This window comes from Anaerobacillus sp. 63XJN7_4_ISO-PGPR-S23-413, assembly GCF_056173725.1.
Window position 1 is genome coordinate 1456292 of sequence record NZ_CM149688.1, and the last position, 24026, is coordinate 1480317.

Annotated in this window: 28 protein-coding genes; 17 read left to right on the forward strand and 11 right to left on the reverse strand. The window is 39.9% G+C overall.

The genetic code is table 11. The features are described 5' to 3' along the window. The first annotated feature begins 151 nt into the window (after positions 1 to 151). Complete coding sequence (locus AC0VYO_RS07930; protein ID WP_475368819.1) at positions 152 to 1969, forward strand: ATP-binding protein; 1818 nt, start codon at positions 152 to 154, stop codon at positions 1967 to 1969. An 80-nt stretch (positions 1970 to 2049) separates the two neighbouring features. On the opposite strand, the gene AC0VYO_RS07935 is transcribed toward AC0VYO_RS07930, so the two are convergent. Continuing rightward, positions 2050 to 2277, reverse strand: a complete 228-nt coding sequence (locus tag AC0VYO_RS07935; RefSeq protein ID WP_475368820.1) for a helix-turn-helix domain-containing protein — start codon at positions 2275 to 2277, stop codon at positions 2050 to 2052. Beyond that, positions 2252 to 2740: a universal stress protein gene (locus AC0VYO_RS07940; RefSeq protein ID WP_430242229.1), complete on the reverse strand. Its 489-nt coding sequence runs from the start codon at positions 2738 to 2740 to the stop codon at positions 2252 to 2254. The genes AC0VYO_RS07935 and AC0VYO_RS07940 overlap by 26 nt, the downstream gene beginning before the upstream one ends. A gap of 395 nt (positions 2741 to 3135) precedes the next feature. On the opposite strand from AC0VYO_RS07940, the gene AC0VYO_RS07945 reads away from it, so the two are divergent. From AC0VYO_RS07945 to aceA, 11 genes are all read left to right on the forward strand, one after another. Further along, a complete protein-coding gene (locus AC0VYO_RS07945) occupies positions 3136 to 4065 on the forward strand; it encodes a metal ABC transporter solute-binding protein, Zn/Mn family (RefSeq protein ID WP_475368821.1) in 930 nt (309 codons plus the stop codon). 20 nt (positions 4066 to 4085) lie between these two features. Beyond that, positions 4086 to 4841 (forward strand): metal ABC transporter ATP-binding protein, encoded by a 756-nt coding sequence (locus tag AC0VYO_RS07950; RefSeq protein WP_430242224.1) that lies wholly within the window; start codon positions 4086 to 4088, stop codon positions 4839 to 4841. Between the two features lie 12 nt (positions 4842 to 4853). After that, a complete protein-coding gene (locus AC0VYO_RS07955) occupies positions 4854 to 6221 on the forward strand; it encodes a metal ABC transporter permease (protein WP_475368822.1) in 1368 nt (455 codons plus the stop codon). After that, positions 6218 to 7102: a metal ABC transporter permease gene (locus tag AC0VYO_RS07960; protein ID WP_475368823.1), complete on the forward strand. Its 885-nt coding sequence runs from the start codon at positions 6218 to 6220 to the stop codon at positions 7100 to 7102. The genes AC0VYO_RS07955 and AC0VYO_RS07960 overlap by 4 nt, the downstream gene beginning before the upstream one ends. A gap of 388 nt (positions 7103 to 7490) precedes the next feature. Next, positions 7491 to 8330 (forward strand): DUF1206 domain-containing protein, encoded by an 840-nt coding sequence (locus AC0VYO_RS07965; RefSeq protein ID WP_475367124.1) that lies wholly within the window; start codon positions 7491 to 7493, stop codon positions 8328 to 8330. Positions 8331 to 8350: 20 nt separating this feature from the next. Next, positions 8351 to 8680, forward strand: coding sequence for a thioredoxin family protein (locus AC0VYO_RS07970; RefSeq protein ID WP_430242216.1), 330 nt, complete (start codon positions 8351 to 8353; stop codon positions 8678 to 8680). 128 nt (positions 8681 to 8808) lie between these two features. After that, complete coding sequence (locus AC0VYO_RS07975; protein WP_475368824.1) at positions 8809 to 10197, forward strand: M48 family metallopeptidase; 1389 nt, start codon at positions 8809 to 8811, stop codon at positions 10195 to 10197. Between the two features lie 67 nt (positions 10198 to 10264). Then, positions 10265 to 10762, forward strand: a complete 498-nt coding sequence (locus tag AC0VYO_RS07980; RefSeq protein ID WP_475368825.1) for a DinB family protein — start codon at positions 10265 to 10267, stop codon at positions 10760 to 10762. 223 nt (positions 10763 to 10985) lie between these two features. Then, positions 10986 to 11135 carry a hypothetical protein gene (locus AC0VYO_RS07985; protein ID WP_475368826.1) on the forward strand — a complete coding sequence of 50 codons (150 nt, stop codon included), beginning with the start codon at positions 10986 to 10988 and terminating at the stop codon, positions 11133 to 11135. Then, positions 11125 to 12195, forward strand: a complete 1071-nt coding sequence (locus AC0VYO_RS07990) for an aldolase/citrate lyase/malate synthase family protein (protein ID WP_475368827.1) — start codon at positions 11125 to 11127, stop codon at positions 12193 to 12195. The genes AC0VYO_RS07985 and AC0VYO_RS07990 overlap by 11 nt, the downstream gene beginning before the upstream one ends. A 45-nt stretch (positions 12196 to 12240) precedes the next feature. Then, positions 12241 to 13521, forward strand: coding sequence for an isocitrate lyase (gene aceA, locus AC0VYO_RS07995; protein ID WP_475368828.1), 1281 nt, complete (start codon positions 12241 to 12243; stop codon positions 13519 to 13521). A 978-nt stretch (positions 13522 to 14499) separates the two neighbouring features. Here the strand turns inward: aceA and AC0VYO_RS08000 are convergent. Both AC0VYO_RS08000 and AC0VYO_RS08005 read right to left on the reverse strand, forming a co-directional pair. Beyond that, positions 14500 to 14688, reverse strand: coding sequence for a hypothetical protein (locus tag AC0VYO_RS08000; protein ID WP_475367130.1), 189 nt, complete (start codon positions 14686 to 14688; stop codon positions 14500 to 14502). A 75-nt stretch (positions 14689 to 14763) separates the two neighbouring features. Continuing rightward, on the reverse strand, positions 14764 to 15237 hold the full coding sequence (locus tag AC0VYO_RS08005; RefSeq protein WP_194221092.1) for a glycine/sarcosine/betaine reductase selenoprotein B family protein: 474 nt from the start codon (positions 15235 to 15237) through the stop codon (positions 14764 to 14766). Between the two features lie 176 nt (positions 15238 to 15413). Here AC0VYO_RS08005 and AC0VYO_RS08010 point away from each other — a divergent pair, with 176 nt between their 5' ends. Then, positions 15414 to 15617, forward strand: coding sequence for a YuzI family membrane protein (locus AC0VYO_RS08010; protein ID WP_430242204.1), 204 nt, complete (start codon positions 15414 to 15416; stop codon positions 15615 to 15617). A 110-nt stretch (positions 15618 to 15727) separates the two neighbouring features. Beyond that, positions 15728 to 16090: a hypothetical protein gene (locus AC0VYO_RS08015; RefSeq protein ID WP_475368829.1), complete on the forward strand. Its 363-nt coding sequence runs from the start codon at positions 15728 to 15730 to the stop codon at positions 16088 to 16090. 69 nt (positions 16091 to 16159) lie between these two features. Here AC0VYO_RS08015 and AC0VYO_RS08020 read toward each other — a convergent pair whose 3' ends face one another. Continuing rightward, entirely contained in the window at positions 16160 to 16951 is a 792-nt protein-coding gene (locus tag AC0VYO_RS08020) for a superoxide dismutase (RefSeq protein ID WP_475367475.1), read from the reverse strand. Between the two features lie 180 nt (positions 16952 to 17131). Between AC0VYO_RS08020 and AC0VYO_RS08025 the strand changes: the two genes are divergently transcribed. Both AC0VYO_RS08025 and adhP read left to right on the forward strand, forming a co-directional pair. Then, positions 17132 to 19819 carry a transglycosylase domain-containing protein gene (locus AC0VYO_RS08025; protein ID WP_475367131.1) on the forward strand — a complete coding sequence of 896 codons (2688 nt, stop codon included), beginning with the start codon at positions 17132 to 17134 and terminating at the stop codon, positions 19817 to 19819. Between the two features lie 107 nt (positions 19820 to 19926). Then, positions 19927 to 20940 (forward strand): alcohol dehydrogenase AdhP, encoded by a 1014-nt coding sequence (gene adhP, locus AC0VYO_RS08030; RefSeq protein WP_475367132.1) that lies wholly within the window; start codon positions 19927 to 19929, stop codon positions 20938 to 20940. Positions 20941 to 20966: 26 nt separating this feature from the next. Here adhP and AC0VYO_RS08035 read toward each other — a convergent pair whose 3' ends face one another. The 6 genes from AC0VYO_RS08035 to AC0VYO_RS08060 all read right to left on the reverse strand — a co-directional run bounded on the left by AC0VYO_RS08035 (position 20967) and on the right by AC0VYO_RS08060 (position 23041). Further along, positions 20967 to 21179, reverse strand: coding sequence for a spore germination protein GerPB (locus AC0VYO_RS08035; RefSeq protein ID WP_194221097.1), 213 nt, complete (start codon positions 21177 to 21179; stop codon positions 20967 to 20969). 14 nt (positions 21180 to 21193) lie between these two features. Further along, a complete protein-coding gene (locus tag AC0VYO_RS08040) occupies positions 21194 to 21409 on the reverse strand; it encodes a spore germination protein (protein WP_194221098.1) in 216 nt (71 codons plus the stop codon). Positions 21410 to 21471: 62 nt separating this feature from the next. Continuing rightward, positions 21472 to 21861 (reverse strand): spore germination protein GerPE, encoded by a 390-nt coding sequence (locus AC0VYO_RS08045; protein WP_430242199.1) that lies wholly within the window; start codon positions 21859 to 21861, stop codon positions 21472 to 21474. A gap of 12 nt (positions 21862 to 21873) precedes the next feature. Further along, positions 21874 to 22053, reverse strand: a complete 180-nt coding sequence (locus tag AC0VYO_RS08050; protein WP_194221100.1) for a spore gernimation protein GerPD — start codon at positions 22051 to 22053, stop codon at positions 21874 to 21876. Further along, complete coding sequence (gene gerPC / locus AC0VYO_RS08055) at positions 22050 to 22658, reverse strand: spore germination protein GerPC (protein ID WP_430242197.1); 609 nt, start codon at positions 22656 to 22658, stop codon at positions 22050 to 22052. Before gerPC ends, AC0VYO_RS08050 begins: the two co-directional genes overlap by 4 nt. Positions 22659 to 22819: 161 nt before the next feature. Then, positions 22820 to 23041, reverse strand: coding sequence for a spore germination protein (locus AC0VYO_RS08060; protein WP_194221102.1), 222 nt, complete (start codon positions 23039 to 23041; stop codon positions 22820 to 22822). Positions 23042 to 23329: 288 nt separating this feature from the next. On the opposite strand from AC0VYO_RS08060, the gene AC0VYO_RS08065 reads away from it, so the two are divergent. Continuing rightward, on the forward strand, positions 23330 to 23995 hold the full coding sequence (locus AC0VYO_RS08065; RefSeq protein WP_430242195.1) for a DUF4397 domain-containing protein: 666 nt from the start codon (positions 23330 to 23332) through the stop codon (positions 23993 to 23995). Positions 23996 to 24026 lie beyond the last annotated feature (31 nt).

A 24026-nucleotide genomic window follows, 5' to 3' on the forward strand; every position in this document is an offset into this window, starting at 1 on the left:
TTTATGTGGAAACTTTCTTGAGCAGATTAAATGATAGGGAAATGAGATGGGAAAATTGTATCATCTAAGAAAATGTGGAAGGAATTTGAAGATGAATGTCTAATGACTACTAATAGTGAAAGGAATTACTTGCACTTGAACTGATTTTGTTATGGAAAACGGAGTGGAGCGTATCATGGAAGACCTCATCTATGAATTTCATTTTTTTCTTATTTTGATTTCGATTTTAATGGTAGTTAGCTATACTTATACAGCTTTTGATTTTCATGAGAAGGCTTACAATATGACGCATTCATATCGACAGCTATGGATATTTGGCAGTGCATTAGCAATGGGAGCAGGGATTTGGATTCTACAGTATCTTGTACTGTTAGGGATTTCAACAGCCGACTCAACCTTTTACAATCCATGGTTTGTTATCATTACTTTAGTTATTCCTATTGTTGGATCACTCCTGTCATTCAACATCATTTCATCAAAAAGACAATTGAAACAGTTGGTAGTGGCAAGTTTCTCTCTCACCATTGTTTTGGTCTTTTTGCAATTGCTAACATCTGTCTATTTATTAGGAGAGATTTATCATTTGACAGATTGGTGGAAAATTGTCATTCCAGGTTTGATCGCCTTCATTTCGACAGTTTGTAGTTTTTGGTTAGTTTATGGTGTATCAAATGAAAAACGGAACTCCTGGGGGAAATTATCAGGGGCAATTGTATTTGGTTTAGGTACTCTCGCCGTTCATTATTTTACGATGATTTCCTCGGCTTCAAATTCAAATTTTAAAATAGAAAGCTACAGTGAAAATACGGTGTTGCAGTATCTTGTTTTGATTGGCATATTCATTATTTCTGTTTTAATCTTAATTAGTGTGATTCGAGGTCAAAAGGTAGAAGAACAGGCCACACAACTTCAAGAGAGCGAGCGGAAATACCTCTCACTCGTTGAAAATAGTCCCGATGGTATCATGGTACTAGATATCAGTGGTCAAATACTAAATATGAACCCCGCTTTAGAAAAAATGAGTGGCTACTCATCGAATAGCACAAGTAATAAAACGAGTTTTCAATTCGTGGATCAGCGTTACTTAAAGCAGACGTTAAATTGTTTTGAAAGAACGAAAGAAGGTATTCCGCAAAAGTGTGAATCTGCCATTGTTCATCGAGAAGGTCACTCGGTTCATGTGAAGTTAATTTCCATTCCTCATATGGTTCATGGAAAAGTACAGGGTGTTATTGTCATAGTGGAAGATATTACAGAATTTAAAGAAACGGAAGCACTGCTAAGACGCTCAGAGAAATTAACAGCGGTAGGAGAGCTCGCTGCAGGAGTTGCACATGAAATAAGAAATCCACTTACTTCTTTAAAAGGCTTTGCAACATTAGTCTATAGCTCTTCTGAAGACGATAAATCAAAAGAGTTTCTTCAAATCATGTTATCGGAAATTGATCGCATTAATTTCATAGTGAGTGAATTTATGCTCCTTGCAAAACCTCAAGAGAAAGAGTTTGGAGAAAGTGATCTTATTTCATTGCTTCAGCACGTAGTCGCCCTTCTTAAATCCCAGGCAATCCTGAAAAACATTGTTATTCGAACACAGTATGAGTGTGATCACTTTCCTATTTTAGGTGAAGAAAATCAGCTAAAGCAAGTGTTTGTCAATGTTGTGAAAAACGCTATTGAAGCGATGCCTGATGGTGGCACTATCTTTGTAAAGGTAAAAGAAAATGAGAAAAAAGAAGCGGTTATAACGTTTGTAGATCAGGGTGTAGGTATCCCAGAGCACCAATTGCCAAGGATCGGCGAACCATTTTATACGTTGAAGGAGAATGGGACTGGACTGGGACTAATGGTTAGTTTTAGCATTATTGATAACCATAACGGGAGAATGCGCTTAACAAGTGTTGAAGGAGAAGGAACTACCGTCGAAGTGATCCTACCAGTTTATGAAAATAAGCTGGTGAATGTTTGAAGAAATAGAGTTAGTACAAATGAAAAAACGCTAGCAACTTGCTAGCGTTTTTTCTCGTTTTTTAATAAATAGCTATCCTTTCATGTATCGGCTTTTTCTAACTGCTCAATTGTTTCCTTTTCAAGAAATTCAGAGGCTGGAATATCTAATGCTGTTGATATTCTTAGGAGTGTTTGAACGTCTGGCTGATAATGATTTTCTTCTATTTTCTGCATAAGCCCCGCCCCAATCCGTACTTTCACCGCTAACTCAGAAATGGATAAATTGGCTGCCAAACGGTGCTTACGTATTTTGTCTGCTGTGTTCATCTTTCTCAACCTCCTCAGAAAGTACTTTGCTGCCTCTTACAACAAATACATCACATGTGGCGTGACGAGTAATATGTTCAGAAACGCTGCCCATAAGCAATCTTTCTACGCGATTCATCCCTGTTGCTCCGCAAACAATTAAATCTATCTTATTTTGTGGAGCGATCTTTCTTGCAATTTTTGCTTTCGGGGATCCATATTCAATAACTGTATCAACATTCGAAATTCCTGCCATTCGTGCTTTTTCTTCGTACTCCTTTAATAGACGCTTTCCAAAGTCTTCTGCTCGTTCCGTTGCGATATCGTAAAGTTCAAAAGTTGAGAAATTTCTCGTATCAATGACATGAGCAATCAGTAGGGAAGCCTGGTCTTGAATCGAAAGTTCTACAGCTTTGGAAAAAGCAATCTCGGCTGAATCAGAACCGTCAACAGCAACAAGTATGTTTGAATGCTTTGTGCTCATTCTAATACCCTCCCAATAAAAACTTTATTTCTTAGCTTTATTGTATAGCGTCTCATTTGTCATTACTGTGAGATATATCACTATTATGATGAAAATATTCTATATCAAGGAAAAACTGCATAAACTTAAGTTGACAAAAATGCATTCATGCGATAGTTTTGTGCTAAGGAAACATTTGTGGTTAGAGGAATATTGACTAGCTGATATGAGATGTTAAAAAATTTTTGTTTACAATTTGCCTTAGGGAAAGAAATGTTTATCTGGTAAAAAACAAAGACGTTAAGCAAATGTTTTTCGTTAAATTGAAATGGATAAGCACCTTACAGAAACAACGCCCATACGTTAGGTAAAGGGAAATGGTGCCGGTATAAATAGAAAAAGAGAGGTTGGTAAATGTGAAAAAGTGGTTAGGATTTGTTTTCGGTGCAGGATTATTTTTGATCGTGATGTCGGGGTGCAGTAGTACTGAGACAACCAAAGACGGTGAAGGAAAAATTAACGTGACGACAACAATCGGGCAAATTGGAGACATTGTAGAAAACATTGGTAAGGACCATGTGGAAGTCGATTCCTTAATGGGTCCAGGTATTGATCCTCACTTATATAAGGCCTCACAAGGAGACATTAATAAGCTATCGAATGCAGATGTCATTTTCTATAATGGTCTTCATCTAGAAGGGAAAATGGGCGAGATATTTGCGAAAATGAAGGGAGAAAAACCAACCTATCCTGTTGCAGAAGCTATTCCTGAAGAGAAGCTATTAATCACTCAGGGAAGTTCAAAAGCCGTTGATCCTCATGTGTGGTTTGATATTGATTTATGGAAATATGCTGTGCTAGAAATTCGCGACGGATTAATTGAATATGATCCCGAACACAAGGAAGATTATGAGAAAAATGCAGAGGAATATTTAGAAGAGCTAACTAAGCTACAAGAAGAAGCACAATCAAAATTGAATGAAATCCCAGAAGAGAGTCGTGTTCTTGTTACGGCCCACGATGCATTTCAATACTTCGGTCAGGCATATGGCATGGAAGTGAAGGGGCTGCAAGGATTAAGTACAGATTCAGAATATGGGCTTAGGGATGTTCAAAATCTTGTGAATGTATTAGCAGATCAAAATATTAAGGCTGTATTTATTGAAAGCAGTATCTCAGAACGTTCGATTAATGCAGTCGTTGAAGGAGCAAGAAAAAAAGGTCATGAGGTTGAAATAGGTGGCGAATTGTTCTCAGATGCGATGGGTGAGAAGGGTTCACCTGAGGGGACGTATATAGGTATGTATCAACATAACATTGATACGATTGTGGAAGCGTTGAAATAGGATAAGAAGGAGGTAGGGATATGAATCCAATTAATGTATCAAATTTAACGGTAGCCTATGACCGTAAGCCTGTACTTCAGGAAGTAACGGTTGAAATGCCAGAAGGAAAGTTAATAGGCGTTGTTGGTCCAAATGGTGCTGGTAAATCAACGTTAATCAAAGCTATTTTAGGGTTAATTCCAACAGCCTCGGGATCTGTAGAAATTTACGGAAAATCATATCGTACTCAGCGAAAACTAGTTGGATATGTACCACAGCGAGGATCAGTGGATTGGGATTTTCCTACGAATGCTCTTGATGTCGTACTGATGGGAAGATACGGGCACATCGGCTGGTTTAAGCGGCCTGGTAAGAAGGATACTGCTATTGCTATGCAGGCGCTTGATAAAGTGGGCATGAAAGAATATGCAAATAGGCAGATCAGTCAACTATCAGGTGGTCAACAACAGAGAGTGTTTCTTGCAAGAGCCTTAGCACAGGATGCAACAGTTTATTTCATGGATGAACCATTTGTTGGCGTTGATGCTGCTACTGAAAAAGCGATTATCTCACTTTTAAATGAGCTGAAGGCACAAGGGAAGACCGTCCTTGTTGTTCACCATGATTTGCAGACAGTGAAGGAGTATTTTGATTGGACCCTTTTGTTAAATAAAAGAAAAATTGCGCTCGGTCCTACAGATGAAGTATTTACAATTGAAAACTTACAAAAAACATATGGTGGAAGACTATCATTTCTTGATTCTGAGGTCAGCACACCATTTGTAGTTCAACCTTAAGGAGGGAGAATAATGTTAAATGAGCTCCTCCTAACGCTACAGGATGCAAATACACAGTGGGTGCTATTTGGTACAATTCTTCTTGGAGTAGCAAGTGGTGTCCTCGGTAGTTTTGCCCTTCTTAGGAAACAAAGCTTAATCGGTGATGCTATGGCGCATGCAGCACTTCCTGGGATTTGCATTGCATTTCTACTTTATGGAACAAAATCGATTGGCTGGTTTTTAGTAGGTGCTGCGATATCTGGCTTACTTGCAACCTACTTTATTCAAGCTATTATTAACCATTCACGTATTAAAGAAGACACCGCGATTGGATTAGTACTCTCAGTGTTTTTTGGGTTTGGAATTGTCTTATTAACTAAAATCGCTCAATCTGAAAATGGTAACCAGAGTGGTCTTGATGACTTTATATTCGGTCAGGCAGCATCGCTTGTAGGAAATGATGTTCGAGTTATTTCGGGAATTGCAATCGTGCTTCTCGTGATCACCTGGCTACTTTTTAAAGAATTGAAGCTATTTACCTTCGACCGCCAATTCGCAAAAGGAATTGGATTACCTACAGGGTTTCTTAATGCCTTATTGATGACACTAATCGTCAGTGCAGTTGTGATAGGTTTACAAGCAGTGGGAGTTATTCTAATGGCCGCTATGCTCATTACTCCTGCAATATCTGCAAGGTATTGGACCGATCGACTTGATCGGATGGTTATAGTAGCGGGAACAATTGGTGCTTTATCAGGAATTCTTGGCACGATATTAAGTTCTATGGCAAACCGACTTCCGACAGGACCCGTCATCGTCATTGCAGCAACGGTTATTTTCTTAATTTCTCTCGTTTTTGCTCCAAACAGAGGGCTTTTATCGAAAGGTTTAAAATTGTATCGCGTTCGTAAAAGTGTTGCTAAGGAAACCGTTTTTCAAACGATGTATGATCTTTCTGAAGAAGTTAGCTTATCCACTACGAATTTTGCGTTCACTATAGCTCAGCTTGAAGAAAGAAGAAAAATGCCACGTCGCAAACTAGAGTCGATTCTACATCAGCTTCAAAAAGAAGGATACGTCTTCCAGCCAGTGATCGGCAAATGGCGCCTTACTGAGTTAGGTGCTTATAAGGCGCATGAAATTACAAAGAACAATCGACTATTCGAGATTTACACTATGTATGAAATGAAATTTGCTCATCTTCAATCAAAAACAAACGATGAGTGGCATTATAAAGAGCTTCCTCCAACAGCCGTAGAAGATCTTACTCGATTAATGGATGTTCATGAACGGGCGCTTAAGTTAAACCCGGCTCATTTTGCTAGAGGAGAAAAGTATCATGTCAAAGCACCTTCTCAAAGCACAAAAAAGCGTAAGAAGGAGGTGAATTCCTCATGAGTTATGGAGCATGGATTATGCTTACAGGTTCTTTAGTGGGAGTATCGTGTGGGATCATCGGGTGTTTTTTAATATTACGTAAAATGGCGATGCTTGCTGATGCGATTAGTCATACCGTTTTGCTAGGTATTGTATTGGCATACCTCGTAAGTCATTCACTAGAAGGGATCTATATGCTGGTTGGTGCAGGGATCATAGGTCTATTGACTGCTTTTTTAGTGCAGGTCCTTCATTCAAGCGGTGTGCAATCTGATGCCGCTATCGGTGTAGTGTTTACTTCCCTATTCGCATTCGGAGTTATTCTGCTGTCAGCTTTTGCTAGTAAAGTACACCTTGATGTTAACCACGCCCTTATGGGAGAGATTACCTTTATTCCGTGGAATACGTTAACAATAGGTGGAGTGGACCTTGGACCTTCTGCGGTCTGGATGCTTGGAAGTGTTCTGGTGATTAATCTTATTTTGATCCTCACGTTTTATAAAGAGATTAAGATTAGCTCGTTTGATCCTGCAATGGCTACGGCTATTGGTATTCCAGTTATGTTCATCCATTACCTACTTATGTCGATGGTTTCAATAACGACGGTTGCTTCTTTTGATAGTGTTGGGGCTATTCTCGTCGTAGCCATGCTTATTGTACCGGGAGCTACAGCATATTTATTAACAGATAAATTACTTGTTATGTTAATCATCAGTGCAGGTGTTGGCGTAGTTGCAGCGATCGGTGGTTATTATTCCGCGCTCGCTTGGAATATTTCGATCTCAGGTTCTATGGCATCGATTGCTGGAATGATATTTGCGATCACATTTATCCTTTCACCGAGACACGGTTTATTATCTAAAGTCATAGCAAGGAAAGGAATTATCGCAGATCAGTCTTAATCATTTAACGCGATGAATCGCAAAAGAAATGATTCAAAACTATATGAAAATTATGTGATCTGTAGTATAGTAAAGAAATGCGATAGCTTGTGTCCACAAGACTATCTCCTCAATTAGTAGCCCTGTAAGCGAATGCTGGATTCGCTTACAGGGCTTTTTTTAATTGAGTGGATTTTTTCTGTCATCATCTTGATTTCTAGAATAATGATACATTCGAGGGAATGCTTCCTCAAACGTAAAGTAAGGATTTAACGGATTCACGAAGTGTACGAAATTCAACTTTCCTATAAATGGATAAGCAGAATCGTAATCTTTTAGGTTGAAAGTAAGCATTAGTGGGAATAGAAAGAATGGATAAATGATATGAAAGATTGGAAGGAGATTAACAATGGACACTGGTACTGCGGCGAAACACAAAGCAAAACAAGCATCAAATGATGTGAAACCATGGATAAGAGGATTAGCAAGAATGGGGTATGCAGCCAAAGGAGTTGTTTACTTAATCATTGGGATCTTAGCTCTCCAGGCAGCATTTGGGCCAGGAGGTAAAACGACTGATTCAAAAGGTGCTTTCGCTACTATTGCAGGAAAGCCATTTGGTGAAGCACTTCTATGGGTTCTCATAGTTGGGTTAATCGGTTATTCCGTATGGAAAGGTATCCAGGGAATTAAGGATCCAGATCATTATGGTAACGATACAAAAGGCATATTAATTCGAATTGGATTTGTTGGCGCTGGTATTATTCATTTATTTCTTGCTTATAATGCGGTTTCTATTATTACAAGAGCGGGAAGTTCATCTTCTGGCAGTAAACAATCAATGTCTGCTAAACTATTAGGACAGCCGTTTGGTCAATGGATAATTGGATTTATTGGATTATGCTTAATTGGTTTTGGTATTTATCAGGTTATTCGTGGGTACAAGAAATCCTTTATGAAACAGCTTAAGCAGTATGAAATGCACGATCAAGAAGAATGGTGGGGCAAACGTGCTGGACAAATCGGACTTGCAGCACGAGGTGTTGTCTTCACGATGATGGGCGTATTCTTTATTCAGACAGCGATTACTGCTAATCCAGATAAAACGAAGGGGCTCGATGGAGCGCTTTCAGAATTAGCTAAACAGCCATATGGTGCTATCTTGCTTGGACTAGTTGCCATTGGATTTATCGCTTACGGCATTTTTATGTTTGTAAAAGGGAAGAATAGAAGAATGCAAATTTCTTAATTTATGGAGTATTGAAGAAGGTGAATCAACTGAATCAGACGACACTTGAAGAAGCAAGAAATGGAATTAAACAGAATCGTATGTACTTTTTGTACTTGTATGGAACAAATTGCTCTGTATGCCATGCTCTTTTGCCTCAAGTTGAGGAAGTATTAGAGGATTTTCCACAAATTATACGAGAGAAGTTAAATGTTCATGAAATTCCAGAAGCAGCAGGCGCCTTTTCTGTTTTCACCATCCCCGTACTTTTGTTATATGTGGAAGGAAAGGAAAGCATTAGAGAAGCGCGATTCGTTAATATTGACTCCCTTCGTTCATCGATCAATCGAATTGTTACGATGTTAGATTAGCCTAAAAACACTCATTAAGAGTGTTTTTTTGTTTTATCTTTATTATGAGTTGAAAACCATATACAGGAGAATGGAAAATTCAGTATACTGAACATAATCCAATGTGAAAGGAAATATGTGAAGTACGAATGAATGACTCGAAGCAGTTAACAACCACTTCAGAAACATCTCTATTTATTGTTCTCCTTGTCTTTAGCATACTTACTTATGTAGTTCTGTTTTTCTCAGTAATTGGAATGGCGATTATTGGCGTTTTATGGTTTATATCTTTTTTTAGTCACGGCTTGTTTATAGGAAACATTCGTAGTAATGGCGTTAAAATAACGGGATACCAGTATTCACATATCGATCAGAGAGTACGTGATTTATGTGAACGAATGGAGATCGAGAACGTTCCAGACGTCTATGTCATTGAGTCGGCAGGCATGCTGAATGCATTTGCAACAAGGTTACTAGGTAGGAACATGGTCATTCTTTATTCTGATATTTTTGAGTTAATTGAAGAAAACGCTGAAGAAGAAGTTACGTTTATTATTGCTCATGAACTCGCCCACATTAAACGAAATCACATTTTAAAACAACTTCTGCTTTTACCTGGAAATGTGATTCCGTTTCTTGGATCTGCTTATTCTAGAGCGTGTGAATATACGTGTGACCGAATGGGAGCTTACTACATAAATAGTGGCGAGAGGGCAGCAAATGGTTTAATTATTCTTGCCGTTGGAAAACGGCTATACCAGAGTGTGAACAAAGACGCTTATATAACACAGCTTCAATCTGAGAAGAGTTTTTTTGTTTGGTTAAGCGAATGGCTTTCAACTCATCCCCCTTTACCGAAAAGAATTGCTGCTGTAGAGTCGTTTATGGAACTGAGGAAAAAGACTCCATTTCCTGCTCCTCGTAAGAAATTAGTAATCCTTTCACTAATTATGCTTATGCTCTTTATCGGTGGAATAGGAACAGCCGTAATGGCAGTAGAAGTTGTTATTCCTTCGATCTCATCAGCATTCGAAGATGAGTTTGCGTTATTTGACGAGGCTACTGGCGTGACACCTCTTATGGAAGCCATAATTAATGAAGATGATCTCGCCTTTCAGTCTCTTATAGATAAGGCTGATCTTGAAGCAACTGACTCAGATGGCTGGAATGCTTTACATTATGCAGCTGAGCATTCAGAAAATGATAAGATGTTTCAAGCGCTCCTTGATCGTGAAATGAATCCAAATGCCGTTGATTTATATGGGACAAGTGCCTTAATGATTTCGGTTCAAAATGGCTATGTTTCTAAAGTGAATCGTCTATTAAAGGCAGGTGCTGATCCAAACATGGCGGACATTGATGGCTGGACGCCTCTTATTTATGCTGCTTATATGGAACCTTATAATCGGAATGAAATGTATAATCTACTCCTCGCAGCTGGGGCAAATCCCGCTATGCAAGATGAAGAGGGGTATACTGCAATTGACTATGCACGAGATGCGGGAAATGAAGAAGATATAAAAATTTTGTCTCAATAATGATAGATTCATAGGAAATTTAGTTTTGTGGCACGAATGATTATTAATAATGAAAGGTGGAGATTGAATGAAAGATGCTCAATTACTAAAACAATTTACTTTTTGGCGATATCGAACACTCCAGGCGCTTGATGCTGTTACAGAGGAGCAAGCAGATGTTCTTCCTGAGGGTTTTACGAACACAGTGCGATGGAATTTAGGCCATGTACTTGTCACTGCAGAATTTGTTTTAGATCGTTTTACAGTGATGGAGAAGAGCCTTCCAATAAACTATTCCGCATTATTTAAAGCTGGTACAAGACCTGGTGATTGGACGGAAGAGCCGCCGTCACTTACTGAGATAAAGCATTACTTAATCGAGCAGAATAAAAGAATAAGTGAGTTAGAAGGAGAACTGAGCGAGTCCCTTCAAAGTGAATTTTCTATTGGTTCCTACCTTACACTTGAAACAGTAGGAGAACTTATTCTGTTTTTAATGAATCATGAAAATCTTCATTTAGGGACAATTAGTGGGATTAAACGTGCTCAGGGTATGAAAGAACTGTGGAAAAAACAAACTGTATGAGTACAGCTTAAAACACGTGCAAAAGCACGTGTTTTTTGTATTTTTTATAACTTACTACAAGAAATATAGAATATATAACCTGTGATTTGTGCAATTCACAGGTTTTTTTAATTTTCTAAAAAAAGGTTGAACCTTTTTGGAAAGTTGTTATATAATACTAACAAATAAAATAAATTGTATTATAACAGATGGAGGGAAGCAAAAATGGATTGTTATACGTGCTATGGAAATGGTGAATTGGAATGTCCGCATTGTCATGGAAAAGAAAGAAAAAATGAAGGGTGTCACCACTGTGAAGGTGAAGGATGTGTGGGATGTCATCGCTGCAACAGTAGCGGCAGACTTGAATAGGAGGGGATGTTGTGCTGGATGAAACTTTAGAAAGCGCTTACGATCAAAAAAACCATTTACTAACTCTTGAAGCGATGGTGTTTCTAGAAAATCTTCAACGTCATTCACAGTCAATACAGCAATTAATGCAAGCAGAATTAAACAGAGAAGATTTCTTTGAACAAAAAATTCTCTTACCTGAAACGAAATCAATCCGTGAAGCGAATTGGGAAGTTAAACCAGTTCGGAAAGATTTACAAGATCGAAGAGTCATCGTGAAACAATCCATTATCGACATTGTAAATGGTGCTTCAACAATTAATGCTGGGGCAAATGTACTTATTGCAGACTTTTCGGATGAAGCAATGTCTTATGATCAGCGTATGGGAGCAGCGCAAAATCTAAAAGGACTTATTCAGCAAGAACGAGTTAAAGAGAATGTATATCCTACGGCCTTCATGATCGCAGTAAACAGTAGAAAGAATGAAGATAACTATAGTGGTATAGAAATTCCAGCTAACCTTATTGATTTTGGACTTTATGTTTTTCATAATACGACTGAATTATTGAAGCATGGTTCTGCTCCATATGTTTGTTTGAAAGGAATTTCTTCTTATCGAGAAGCTAGCTATTGGAATAACATTTTTTCTTTCACAGAAAAGGAAATGAATCTCTTTCAAGGAACGATCAAGGCCACTGTCACAATTGATCAAAACAATATGAACCAGACTGAGGAAATACTTTATGAATTACGTGATCATTGCGCGGGTCTTCATTTTGAATCTGAAGGTGTTGAGAGCATAAACGATTTAACGCGGTTTGTGATTAGCGTAGGACATAAGCGAAAGACACATGTCATTGTGGAAGAAAAGATGATGAAAAATAAAGATCGCGATGATGAGAGAAATGTGAATGGGGAAATGTTTGGACGGGGGACACGGGAAGTAATTGAAGGGTTTGATGGAAAGTGCATCACAGATACTAATCTGATTCCAATGATGAAGGCGATTTGGAATCACTATATGCCTGAACCGAATCAGATTTGGAAAATGAGGCATGAGTACTCGGCATTTGATAGCTTGAATCATTCGAAAGTGATCTAAGAAAGAAGCATGACCAAATACCAACATATCCAGGGGGAAATAATGATGACAAAGCAAACAGCAGAAACACTTCAAGAAAACTGGAACCAGGACCGTTTTAAAGGAATTGAACGCCCATATTCACCTGAAGAAGTTTTGAAATTACAAGGATCCGTTCAAATCGAGTATACTCTTGCGAAAAGAGGTGCTGAACGACTCTGGAAACTTGTGAATGAAGAGAACTTCGTCAATGCGCTAGGTGCCCTTACTGGTAACCAGGCTGTTCAACAGGTGAAAGCTGGCTTAAAAGCCATTTACTTAAGCGGATGGCAAGTAGCCGCAGATGCAAATATGTCGGGGCAGATGTATCCAGACCAAAGCTTATACCCTGTAAATAGTGTTCCACAAGTCGTAAAGCGAATTAATCAAGCTCTTCAAAGGGCGGATCAAATTGAACATTCGGAAGGAATTCATGAACGTGATTGGTTCGTTCCAATTGTTGCTGATGCAGAAGCAGGTTTTGGTGGTGCGCTGAATGTGTTCGAACTTATGAAATCAATGATTGAATCAGGTGCAGCAGCAGTACATTTTGAAGATCAACTCTCATCAGAGAAAAAGTGCGGGCACCTTGGAGGTAAAGTTCTTCTGCCAACACAGCAAGCTGTTAAAAATTTAATTTCTGCACGCCTCGCAGCAGACGTTATGGGAGTGCCAACGTTAATCATTGCGCGAACAGACGCTAACGCTGCGAATTTAATTACGAGTGATGTTGATAAATACGATGGTGAGTTTTTAACAGGGGAACGCACTCCTGAAGGCTTTTTCTATACGAAACCAGGTCTTGATCAGGCGATTGCAAGAGGCCTTGCTTATGCACCATACGCTGACCTTATCTGGTGCGAAACGTCTGAACCTAATTTAGAGGAAGCTCAGAAATTCGCAAATGCCATTCATGAACGTTTTCCTGGAAAATTACTAGCTTACAACTGTTCGCCTTCATTTAATTGGAAAAAGAAACTCGATGATGAAACGATCGCTAAATTCCAGCGTGAATTAGGTAAGATGGGCTATAAGTTCCAATTTGTTACGCTTGCTGGTTTCCATGCTCTTAACCACAGTATGTTTGAACTTGCAAGAGACTACAAAGATAATGGAATGGCTGCCTATTCAAGACTTCAGCAAGCTGAATTTGCTAGTGAGGCAGATGGTTACTCTGCGACAAGACACCAGCGTGAAGTTGGAACGGGTTACTTTGACGCTGTGTCTCAGGTCATTACAGGAGGAACTTCGTCAACGACTGCTTTAAAGGGTTCCACGGAGGAAGAGCAGTTTACTTCAACGAAATAAGAGAAAAAACCGGCTGAATTCAGCCGGTTTTTTGTGTGGGATTCGTTTAAATAGTGGAAGTGGGTCAGAAAAGCTGCTAGACATCGGTAGTATTAGAGTGAAAGGCACTTATTTCCGCGATAATTCATTGAATTCCGCGAAAAGTGATCACAATTCCGCGATAATCCAAATATATCCGCGGAAATAGGATTAATTCCGCGAAATCGGTTTTTTAGATCAGGCTGCAGCGCCTGCCGGGTCTAATCGGAGGCTTCCGTTTTTCGATGTCTAGCTGCAGCCTCCAGACCCTCGGTCACTTCACCTTTTCATCCGAACACAAAGACCGTGTTCATATGAAAAGGTTCCAGTGCCTGCCGGGTCTAAACGGAGGCTTCCGTTTTTCATGTCCAGCTGCGCGGGCCAAATCCTCCGGCTGTTTCGCCCTTTCGATTGAGACAAAAAGCGTCTCATTCGAAAGGGCTCCAACATACTGCGGATTTAGGCGGGCCCGCTCCGCTTTTCATGTCTAGCTGCGACTCGCAGAAACTGCGATATTTCGCTCTTGAACCAGAACACAAAGGGCGTGTTCTAGTTCAAGAGCTCCAATATCTTCGTTTCTAACCGCTCGTCTCCGCTTTTCGATGTCTAGCTGCAGCCTCCAGACCCTCGGTCACTTCACCTTTTCATCCGAACACAAAGACCGTGTTCATATGAAAAGGTTCCAGTGCCTGCCGGGTCTAATCGGAGGCTTCCGCTTTTCGTGTCTAGCTGCAGTGGCCAGGGTCTCGATCGCTTCACCCTACAAAATGAACACAAAGACCGTGTTCTTTTTGTAGGGCTCCAGCGCTTTTCGACCCTAACCGGCCACTTCCGCTTTTCGTGTCTAGCTGCAGTGGCCAGCCTCTCGATCGCTTCACCCTCTAAAATGAACACAAAGAGCGTGTTCTTTTTAGAGGGCTCCAGCGCTTGTCGAGGCTAATCGGAGGCTTCCGCTTTTCATTATTTATACTTAATTCCTGATTCTTCTACTATTCCGCCTTCATTGGCTTCGACTAGGAGGTCGAGGGCTTTGTTGAGAACTTGTTTGTGCTGTTCTCTGTTGTTTGGTTGTCCTAGTGCGCTGCCCATTGGAAAACGGTTGTAGAGGGAGCGTGGAATGTTAACGTATTCGCTTATTTCTTTAGACATTGTCAAGGAAACTGTTGGGATTCCGTGTTCTTCTAATATGCGTGCGATCAGACCGACCGACTGTTGACAGACTGGTCAGGAAGGCACCAACAAAGCGAAGTCTACGTTTTCCTTCAATAACTTCTGAGCCACCTCTTGTGCTGTAACCGTTTTGAGTGGGTGAGGTGTAGGGATATATCCCATAAAGCCATAGTGATTTTCAGCGAGTTCTCCAATTCTTCCTTCTTCTTGAAGTTCTTTCATTGTATCAAGAGGGAATTGGATGTTGGCATCCTGTATCACTTTTGAGTGATCATAGTGCTCGTGAGCAAATGATACATTATTGAGATCTGTATTTACGGGAATTTCTCTGTAAGAAGGATCACCCAAACCAAAGTTATCATTAAATGGTTGTTGCCCTTTTACATATACACCACCAGTAGCAATAATAGCGCCTTTCGCTTTGCTAAGGTCTTTAGTGAATGGTGTGAATGGGGTCGACTCGTTCTTTTCAAACTTAAAAGAAGGGACCCAATTTTGTTGCACCGCCTGTTCGACCTTTTCAATCATGCTAACTCCTCCTTCTCATTAAAATTATGTTGCCTTTTTGTTTTAGCATGTATACAAAAAAAACAAAAGTAAAACGTCTTGGACAGCATAATTTCCTCAAGTATGAAATACGATGGTTAGTAAATGAAGGAGGAGGGACAGGCCGATATGAATCAGAGAAGAAATGCCTATAAACAATGATTATTCGATTCTTCACTTTTCTAATCGGGTTTGGTCTGTCGGTTGCAGGTGGTGTTACGTTAATTCTAGAGCTCAATCTGATTATTATTGGTCATAGTCTTCTTGACTATTTTGCGTATATATCGCAGACCCCAGAGCTGTATCTATTTGCTTCTGGCGTTTTTGTTGTATGGGTAAGCGTATATTGGCCTAGAGCATAGGCAGTAAGAATTATGATTTCTCCGCTAATGTCCCTTCCCGATTGAGAAACTCCTCATACCCTATAATGTAGGCAACTATCATGATGGCCAAAAGGAAAGGGAGGAGACACATGAACCATTATCTCCCCATTCAGGGGGATTTTTATAGTGCTTATCCTGACACAAGGAATTATTATGGACTGAGACAGTATGACTACCAGCGGCCGTATCCGTTTATTGGAGGTTTTGCAGGTGGGCTTGCCGGAGGTCTTGCCGGAGGATTATTAGGAGTTTTATTAATACCGGGTATATATGGTGGATATCCTCGTCCACGACCCGGATATCCCTGTCCTGGTCCGGGATATTGCCCTCCAGGTTATGGACAGCCGGGATACGGAGCTCCAGGGTATGGCCCACCAGGATATGGCCCACCAGGATATGGCCCTCCGGGTTATCCTGGCGGACGACCGCCATATGGACCATATAGAGAATAGGATTAAAAGCAAAGGGAGAACCCTTTGCTTTTTTTCTTTATTTTAGCTTATAGTATTGTTTTTTCTTTTTTAGAAGGAATTCCACTTTACATTTTGAGCTTTACGAAATCGTTTGTTAACTTCCTTCCAATTAACGACATTCCACCAGTTTTCGATGTAGTTTTTTCGGTTGTTTTCATATTGTAAATAATAAGCGTGTTCCCAAACATCAAGAGCTAGAAGAGGGATGACATCCCACTGGCTTAAGTTTTGGTGTTTTTCAGCTTGAAGAATTTCAAGTCTTCTTGATACAGGTGACCAGACAAGAATGGCCCAACCTGACCCTTCTACTTTAGCAGCAGCATTTGTGAATTGTTGCTTGAATTGGTTGTATGATCCAAAGCTCTTTTGAATCTCAGGTAAAATTTCTCCCTCTGGCTTCCCACCGTCTGGGCTCATGATTTTCCAAAATAAAGTATGAAGATAATGCCCAGCTCCATTGAAAGCTAATTCACGTTCCCAATGTTTTATGAGAGCATAGTTATCCTGTTGTCTTGCTTTCTGTAATTCAAGTTCTGCTTTGTTTAACCCATCTACATAGCTTTGGTGGTGAAGGTCATGATGCAGCCTCATGATTCTTTCACTAATGTAAGGCTCGAGTGCATTGTATTTGTATGGCAGAGAAGGTAAGGTATGTCCTCCTATAGGAACGGATGAATCTTGTAAGTTACGCCACTGCTTGTATAACGAATTGGCCATCTTATATAGGTCTTCTTCATTTGACCCATTCACATCGACATTTTCCTGAACCGCCGCTAACCATTCTTCAGTTTGAATAAGTAGAGAAGAGTTTACTCGTTCATGGAGGTTACCTTCTAAAATGTGATTTCGGAATTGGGAGCCCCACTCAAGCAGTTTTACTGACAATCCACTCACTCCTTTCTAGACGTTATTACTATATGAATCTTGTTAACAAATTGTTTCAATCTCTTAATAAATGTTTTTAATATGAAACATTTGGGTAACACCTCTCTATGGAGTTTGACGCTAAGGGGGATCATAATGGGGAAAAATATCAATGAAGAACAACATACAGGTAAGCAAGAAGGTCGAAAAAAAGGGAAACGTTTTGCTAGGAATGTCCTTTTAATAGGTGCTTTCTTGATGGTTTTTGTATTAACGTTTGGGGGTTATCAAACTTACGCCTATATTAATGAAGCACCAAAGCTTGAAGAAAATAAACTAAGTTTACCGCAATCATCTACTTTATATGATGCAGAAGGAAATAAAATTACAGACATCGTAGGCGAAGAGCATCGAAATATCGTTTCATTTGATGAAATCCCTGAACATGTTGTAAATGCCTTCATTGCAGTTGAGGATGTAAGATACTGGGAACATAATGGAGTGGATTTAAAAAGAATCGGCGGAGCTGTCGTCGCCAATATTCAAGATGGGTTTGGAGCAGAAGGTGCGAGCACGATTACGCAACAAGTTGTTAAGAACATGCTTTTAGAGCCTGATAAGACAGTGAAACGCAAAGTTCAGGAAGCTTACCTTGCGATGGAATTAGAGAAACAGTATTCCAAAGAAGAGATTCTTGAGATGTATTTAAATAAAATCTATTTTGGACAAGGGGCATATGGAATCGCAACAGCTGCGAATACCTACTTCAATAAGTCACTTGAAGAGTTATCAACAGAGGAAGCTGCATTATTAGCAGGTTTGCCTCAGCGGCCATCAGGATACGATCCATACAAACATCCGGACATTGCAAGCGATAGAAGAGCTACTGTCCTAAGTTTAATGGAGCAGCATGGATTTATCTCTGAACAAGAACGGAAAGAAGCAGCTTCTGTTCCTGTAGAAGATTCAATTGTGGATCAACAAAGTCAGTCGACAACCAACGATGCTTTTATCGATCAGGTCATTGATGATCTTGAGAAAGCTGGCATTCCTGAAAACGCCCTTTATTCAGGGGGATTAGAAATTTATACGACGCTTGATCAGAATGCTCAGCAGATTGTAGATGAAGCACTTACCACAAATAAAGTTGTTGAATACCCAGATGAGCAGTTTAGAGCAGGGGTTTCCCTAATTGACACTCAGTCCGGTGCGATTAAGGCTATTGGTGGAAATCGTCAAACGGGTGAAGATGATGTGCAAAAAGGATTTAATTATGCCACTCAATTAGAACGGTCCCCAGGCTCCACGATCAAGCCAATTCTTGATTATGCTCCTGGAATTGAAAATCTAAAATGGTCAACGAATCAACAGTTTATTGATGAAGAACTTGAGTTAAACGGTAAAGAATTTAGTAACTGGAACGACGAGTTTCAGGGCAGTGTTTCTATACGAGAAGCACTTCAGTGGTCTTATAATATTCCTGCTATTAAAGCATTTATGGAAGTGGGGGGCGAAGAAGCTCAAGCATTTGCGAAAAAACTTGGCATTTCAATTGATGAAACGTATCCTGCCTATGCTATCGGTGGTTTTGCTGGAGGAATTTCTCCTCTACAACTATCAGGCGCATATGCCGCATTTGGTTCAGGCGGAACTTTCCATGAGCCCTATAGTGTTGAAAAAGTAGTATACCCGAATGGTAAGGAGCACCAGCTATCTTCTAAATCTGAAAAAGCGATGAGTGAAGGAACTGCCTACATGATTACAGACATGCTCCGGACGGTCGTGGAAGAAGGAACTGGCATGCAGGCGAAAATTAAAGGTTTGGACGTAGCCGGTAAGACGGGCACGACAAGTCTTGATGATGGTATTAACGGTGATGGTGTATCAGACGCCTGGTTTTCTGGATACACGTCTAACTATACTGCTTCCATTTGGACTGGATATGATAAAACGACTCAAAATTCCTTTATTCATAAAGAAGACGATGATATTGCGAAGTTGCTTTTCCGTCACATCATGAGTGAAGTATCGAAGGATAAAGAAACCGCCTCATTTGAAAAGCCGGATTCAGTTGAAGAGATTGAAATTGATAAGACAACAGGCTTACGTGCAAATAAGGCAACACCTTCGTCTAGTATAATTAAAGAGCTTTACTTTAAAGGAGAAGAGCCGAAAAAAGCACCACTTCCAAAACCAAAAAAGAAAACTTCATCAAATGAAAAAGATGAGAAAGACGATACATCTACAGAATCTACTAAGAAGAATTCCAATAATTCCAATGATAAAAAGAAGTCAGAGGATAAAGTAGAGAAAAAGCAGAAGGATGAGTCCATAAAAGAGGAACCAAAGGCTAAGCCGGAAGAAAAGAAAGAACCAAAAGAGCCTCAAGAACCGGAAAGATCAGACGAACAAGAACAACAAGAACCTACTGATCAGTCCGAAGAAAATGAAGAGCCTGTAACGGATGACTCTGCTAATACTAAAGCTGACAGTTCAGAAGACGGCGAAGATGATGCTAATGCTAACACTGGTAATGAAGAGAATACCAATAATGATGGCGGTAATGAAGGAACCCCAAGTAATACGGGTGACGCAGAAGAGGGAGGTAATCAAGAAGGTTCAAATAATGACCCTCCCGCTGATGGAAATGATGAGGGCACGAGTGAAGAAACAAATGAAAACTCTGCAAATGATAGTGAAAATAGCGAGGTAAGTGATTCGGAAGAAAACACTAGTGACACATCGGACACTTCTGATCAAAGTGGAAGTCAAACTTCTGAAGAGAAAGAAACTTCATCAGCTGATGCGAATCAATCGAAGGAAAAAGAAACAACAGAAAAGTAGAAAATACTGCAAATATCCTGAAACTGTGACCAATTTAACAGTTTATAGAATGAACCTCCATTATGATGAAGAAGGAAATGAAAATTCATCATATGGAGGTTTTCATTATGAAAGCAGCAATTGTACATGCCTTTAGAGAGCCACTTTCAGTAAAGGAAGTAGAAAAGCCTGTTATTGGACACGGAGAAATATTAGTACGCATCAAAGCATGTGGTGTATGTCATACCGATTTACATGCCGCCCATGGTGATTGGCCAGTTAAACCAAAACTTCCGCTGATCCCTGGTCACGAAGGAGCTGGTATTATTGAGGCAGTAGGGGAAGGCGTTACGCACTTGAAGATAGGAGATCGAGTGGGTGTCCCATGGCTCTATTCCGCTTGTGGTCACTGTGAATACTGCCTAACGGGACGTGAAACACTTTGTAAAGAACAGCAGAATGCGGGCTATTCAGTTGATGGAGGATATGCTCAATATTGTAAAGCCGATGCAGATTATGCTGTCAAAATTCCTGATCGTCTTAGTTTTGAAGAAGTAGCTCCTATTTTCTGCGCCGGCGTTACCACTTACAAAGCTTTAAAGGTAACTGAGGCTAAGCCTGGTGAGTGGGTGGCTATTTATGGTATCGGAGGATTAGGGCATGTCGCCGTTCAATATGCGAAAGCAATGGGGCTTCACGTTATAGCAGTTGATACGCACAGTGAAAAATTAATACTTGCAAAAGAACTAGGTGCAGATCTTATTGTTAATCCAGTTGAAGAGAATTCTTCTGAATTTATCCAAAGAGAGGTTGGTGGAGCGCACGCTTCCGTTTGTACAGCTGTTTCTAAGCCTGCTTTTAGTGAAGCTTATGCGGCAGTTAGACGAGGAGGCTCCGTAGTTGCTGTTGGACTACCACCTGAAGAAATGCCGATACCGATTTTTGATACAGTATTAAATGGCATTAAGGTCATTGGATCGATCGTGGGCACGCGAAAAGATTTAATGGAAGCTTTGCAATTTGCAGCTGAAGGTAAAGTAAAAACAATTATTGAGACTCGCCCACTAGAAGAGATTAACGAAGTTTTTGAGAGTCTAGAAAATGGCGATATTAATGGAAGAGTTGTGATCACGTTCGACTGAAAAAAAAACCGCCGTCGGCGGTTTTTTTATGTTGGGGGAGCAAGAGGGACAAATGGTGTTAATTCAGAAGTTTGGGCTGTAGATAGTTCAGGAGCAGGTTCAGTGTATCCACCTGTATTATAGAGATTTGATAGTGGTTTTATAATACCAGCGCTCCCAATTTGCAGGACTGAGGAATTCGAAATTCCTTCGACTCTAAGCTGATGAATAACGATGTTTTGGTTCACAAAGAAATTCACGAATCTTCAGCTCCCTAATTGTTTGCGGTAATGTTTTCATCCGCAACATCCGGGTCTAGTGAATTCGTTAAACTAAATCCGTTGTTCACGACATGAAAATCCCCTGTATTAAATGCACCTGAACCAGCGTATGTTTTTGAAGTTGATTTTGGTGTTGTGTTAAAACTATCCCCGAAGTTTACTACTCCACCCGCGCTATTTATCTTAACTGGTCCTACGATTGAAGGCATTGTTGAACACCCTTTGAGTTGTTATAAAGTATAGTATGTGATCAATAAAGGATCCGTTCAATTTATTCTTCATCATCGTAAGGATTAGACAAATATTCGCGATTATGTTTCACCCTTGCCTCCGTCTTAATCTGTCTTGTAGAACCAACTTGTAAAACGGAGGAAGCAGCGATCCCAATGACGCGAATGCTCCCAACTTTAATAATGGGGTTTTCGTGAATAGTGCATTGCTCGATGTTCTCAGTAAGCAGCGGGAGAGGTAGTAGTTGGGAAAACATCGGATATTCTGATAAATCTTCTACTTCATTCCCATTAAAAATAGGAAATTCACGCTGTAAAGCATAAATTTTAGTCTCGGGAGTCACTTGATTGCTGTCACCAATTTGCACAACTGCTGAACTATCCACTGACGAAACAAGGATCCAATTGACGAGGGAGGATCGACTATTCATAGGAAATTCCCCTTATGATGACGCTAATGGAACAAATGGAGCTGAGATAATTAACGATTCCGGCGGTGTGTCGAAAATAGATGAGCAGACGATAGATTCTGTGTCTCCTACAAGAAACACAGAAGAACTTGCTACAGCTGTAATATTAATATGCCCTACTGAAAGTCCTCGATTTATGACGGTATATTTCATTTGGAATCAGTCCTTCCAGGTAAGTTTTTTAGAAAAGCCTCCATGCCATTAGTAATGTCTCGCTTTAATTTGTTCGTTACTTCTTCGACTAGTTGCTCTGTGCTTGACTCAGGCGAACGGTTGGATTGTTGATTAACATAATAGTTAATGCGCTGATCTAGCTGTTTTTGAATATCATTTAGGATGAAGTGACGGTAAGGATCATCAAGAGGATACTGATATTTTTTCTCTAACTCCCCTAGATGTTGGATAGCTCCTTTTTTCATGTAGGAATGAATGTTTTGCTGAATGGATTGAATGGCTTCCGGAGGTATGTTGCTTGGGTTCATTCCATTTCCCCCGTTTACTGTAAAGTCATCCAGAACATCAGCTCCTCCGTTTGGAGTTAAGCCAATATTTAACGTTCCATCAAGCCTTTCAATTTTTAATTGATCAAATTTATATTCGATTTTCTCAATGTTGGTTTTAGGAGCTTTCGATAACTCATGGCAGCTATTTCTTAAATCATCCACCATATCTTCAAGCATTTTGATTCGATTGTTTTGTTGTTCAATGTTTTGTTGCATCCGTTGCAAGATCGCATAGAAATTATCGGTTGGATACATTGACAATCAACTCCCGTATCAAAATGTTTATTCCACCAATAAAGGGTCACTCCCCAAATCTTAGGTAATCCAACCAGGTATCACTCAATATCTTTATGGTCCGATGGATAGAAGACTTTACACTATCGTATGTTCGATAGCAAAATTAGGTGAATGCCCTGCTAAATATTCGCAACAACATTTTGGTCAGCAATATCACTATCGTTAACGGTAGTGACGCTGTAATTACTATTTACGTTTAAGCCATCGCCTGTATTAAACGAACCGCCGCCCGCAAAGGTGCGTATTGCACTTGTTGGAGACACAATAAATACATCGCCGACGTGGAAAACACCGCTGCTTCCAATGGAATTGACTTTAATAGCTCCAACGATTGCCGGCATTTTTTCACATCCTTATTAATGGATTTCACTTATTACTGTATGCGGAACAATAGCGTATGTTCAAAGCTTCTAGCTTTGGTCTATTTACCGCATACTTCGCCTGCATCGTAGCAAACTTAAAAGCTCTAAATTATAAAAATACTTCTGCATCTAAACTATTATTCAGTAACAAAACCACCTATAAGAATTTTTTAATAAGTCATATGACGTTGGATCAGCAAATGAATAATTTATATCTTTCAGTAAAAAATAGGCAGGTTAACAAATGAATAGAAGGGAGTTTTTATAATGAAATGGATGTTGAATTTACTATTCATGCTAGCGCTTTTTGTCGTGCTTTCTCCTGAGGGTTTTGCAGCTGAGAAAAGTGATGCCAATGTGCGTGTTATTCATGCTTCACCAGATGCGCCGTCTGTCGATATTTATGTAGATGGTCAACCTGCTTTTGAAAAGGTTTCGTTTAAAGATGTGACAGATTATGCTGCTTTAACACCTGGTGAGAAGACGATTCAAATTTTTGCCTCTTCTGCTAACGGGGAAGGTAAACCGGCCCTTGAACAAAAATTAACTGTGGAATCAGGAAAAAACTATTCCGTACTTGCGATCGGTAAACTTGAGAACCTTGCCCTTAAAGTATTAGAAGATCAAAAAGGTTCAGGAGAAAAATCGGGATTGAGAGCTGTACATGCTTCACCGAACGCTCCAGCTGTTGATATTGGGGTGAAGGATGGAGATGCTCTTATTAAGAATCTCGCTTTTACCCAAAACTCTGAATATCAAATGGTCGATCCCGGGACATACAATTTAGAAGTTCGAGCCGCAGGATCTGATAAGGCTGTTCTTGATCTTCCTAACTTACCTGTTGAAGCAGGTGTGAACTACACAGCTATCGCCATTGGCTTATTGGATGGAGACCCCCCATTAAATGTTATTCTTCTAAAAGATGGGAAATAATAAGAAGACCGCAGCTTAGCTGCGGTTGTTT

Bases quoted from the DNA above. Each gene is read 5' to 3' on its own strand.
- AC0VYO_RS08065 (WP_430242195.1), top strand. From the start codon at position 23,330: ATGAAATGGATGTTGAATTTACTATTCATGCTAGCGCTTTTTGTCGTG.
- aceA (WP_475368828.1), top strand. From the start codon at position 12,241: ATGACAAAGCAAACAGCAGAAACACTTCAAGAAAACTGGAACCAGGAC.
- AC0VYO_RS08060 (WP_194221102.1), bottom strand. From the start codon at position 23,041: ATGCCGGCAATCGTTGGAGCTATTAAAGTCAATTCCATTGGAAGCAGC.
- AC0VYO_RS07960 (WP_475368823.1), top strand. From the start codon at position 6,218: ATGAGTTATGGAGCATGGATTATGCTTACAGGTTCTTTAGTGGGAGTA.
- AC0VYO_RS07955 (WP_475368822.1), top strand. From the start codon at position 4,854: ATGTTAAATGAGCTCCTCCTAACGCTACAGGATGCAAATACACAGTGG.
- AC0VYO_RS07940 (WP_430242229.1), bottom strand. From the start codon at position 2,740: ATGAGCACAAAGCATTCAAACATACTTGTTGCTGTTGACGGTTCTGAT.
- AC0VYO_RS07965 (WP_475367124.1), top strand. From the start codon at position 7,491: ATGGACACTGGTACTGCGGCGAAACACAAAGCAAAACAAGCATCAAAT.
- AC0VYO_RS08045 (WP_430242199.1), bottom strand. From the start codon at position 21,861: ATGAATAGTCGATCCTCCCTCGTCAATTGGATCCTTGTTTCGTCAGTG.
- AC0VYO_RS07935 (WP_475368820.1), bottom strand. From the start codon at position 2,277: ATGAACACAGCAGACAAAATACGTAAGCACCGTTTGGCAGCCAATTTA.
- adhP (WP_475367132.1), top strand. From the start codon at position 19,927: ATGAAAGCAGCAATTGTACATGCCTTTAGAGAGCCACTTTCAGTAAAG.
- AC0VYO_RS07980 (WP_475368825.1), top strand. From the start codon at position 10,265: ATGAAAGATGCTCAATTACTAAAACAATTTACTTTTTGGCGATATCGA.
- AC0VYO_RS08015 (WP_475368829.1), top strand. From the start codon at position 15,728: ATGAACCATTATCTCCCCATTCAGGGGGATTTTTATAGTGCTTATCCT.
- AC0VYO_RS08025 (WP_475367131.1), top strand. From the start codon at position 17,132: ATGGGGAAAAATATCAATGAAGAACAACATACAGGTAAGCAAGAAGGT.
- AC0VYO_RS08000 (WP_475367130.1), bottom strand. From the start codon at position 14,688: ATGTCTAAAGAAATAAGCGAATACGTTAACATTCCACGCTCCCTCTAC.
- AC0VYO_RS07975 (WP_475368824.1), top strand. From the start codon at position 8,809: ATGAATGACTCGAAGCAGTTAACAACCACTTCAGAAACATCTCTATTT.
- gerPC (WP_430242197.1), bottom strand. From the start codon at position 22,658: ATGTATCCAACCGATAATTTCTATGCGATCTTGCAACGGATGCAACAA.
- AC0VYO_RS08005 (WP_194221092.1), bottom strand. From the start codon at position 15,237: ATGATTGAAAAGGTCGAACAGGCGGTGCAACAAAATTGGGTCCCTTCT.
- AC0VYO_RS08040 (WP_194221098.1), bottom strand. From the start codon at position 21,409: ATGCCTTCAATCGTAGGACCAGTTAAGATAAATAGCGCGGGTGGAGTA.
- AC0VYO_RS07985 (WP_475368826.1), top strand. From the start codon at position 10,986: ATGGAAATGGTGAATTGGAATGTCCGCATTGTCATGGAAAAGAAAGAA.
- AC0VYO_RS08050 (WP_194221100.1), bottom strand. From the start codon at position 22,053: ATGAAATATACCGTCATAAATCGAGGACTTTCAGTAGGGCATATTAAT.
- AC0VYO_RS07950 (WP_430242224.1), top strand. From the start codon at position 4,086: ATGAATCCAATTAATGTATCAAATTTAACGGTAGCCTATGACCGTAAG.
- AC0VYO_RS07930 (WP_475368819.1), top strand. From the start codon at position 152: ATGGAAAACGGAGTGGAGCGTATCATGGAAGACCTCATCTATGAATTT.
- AC0VYO_RS08010 (WP_430242204.1), top strand. From the start codon at position 15,414: ATGATTATTCGATTCTTCACTTTTCTAATCGGGTTTGGTCTGTCGGTT.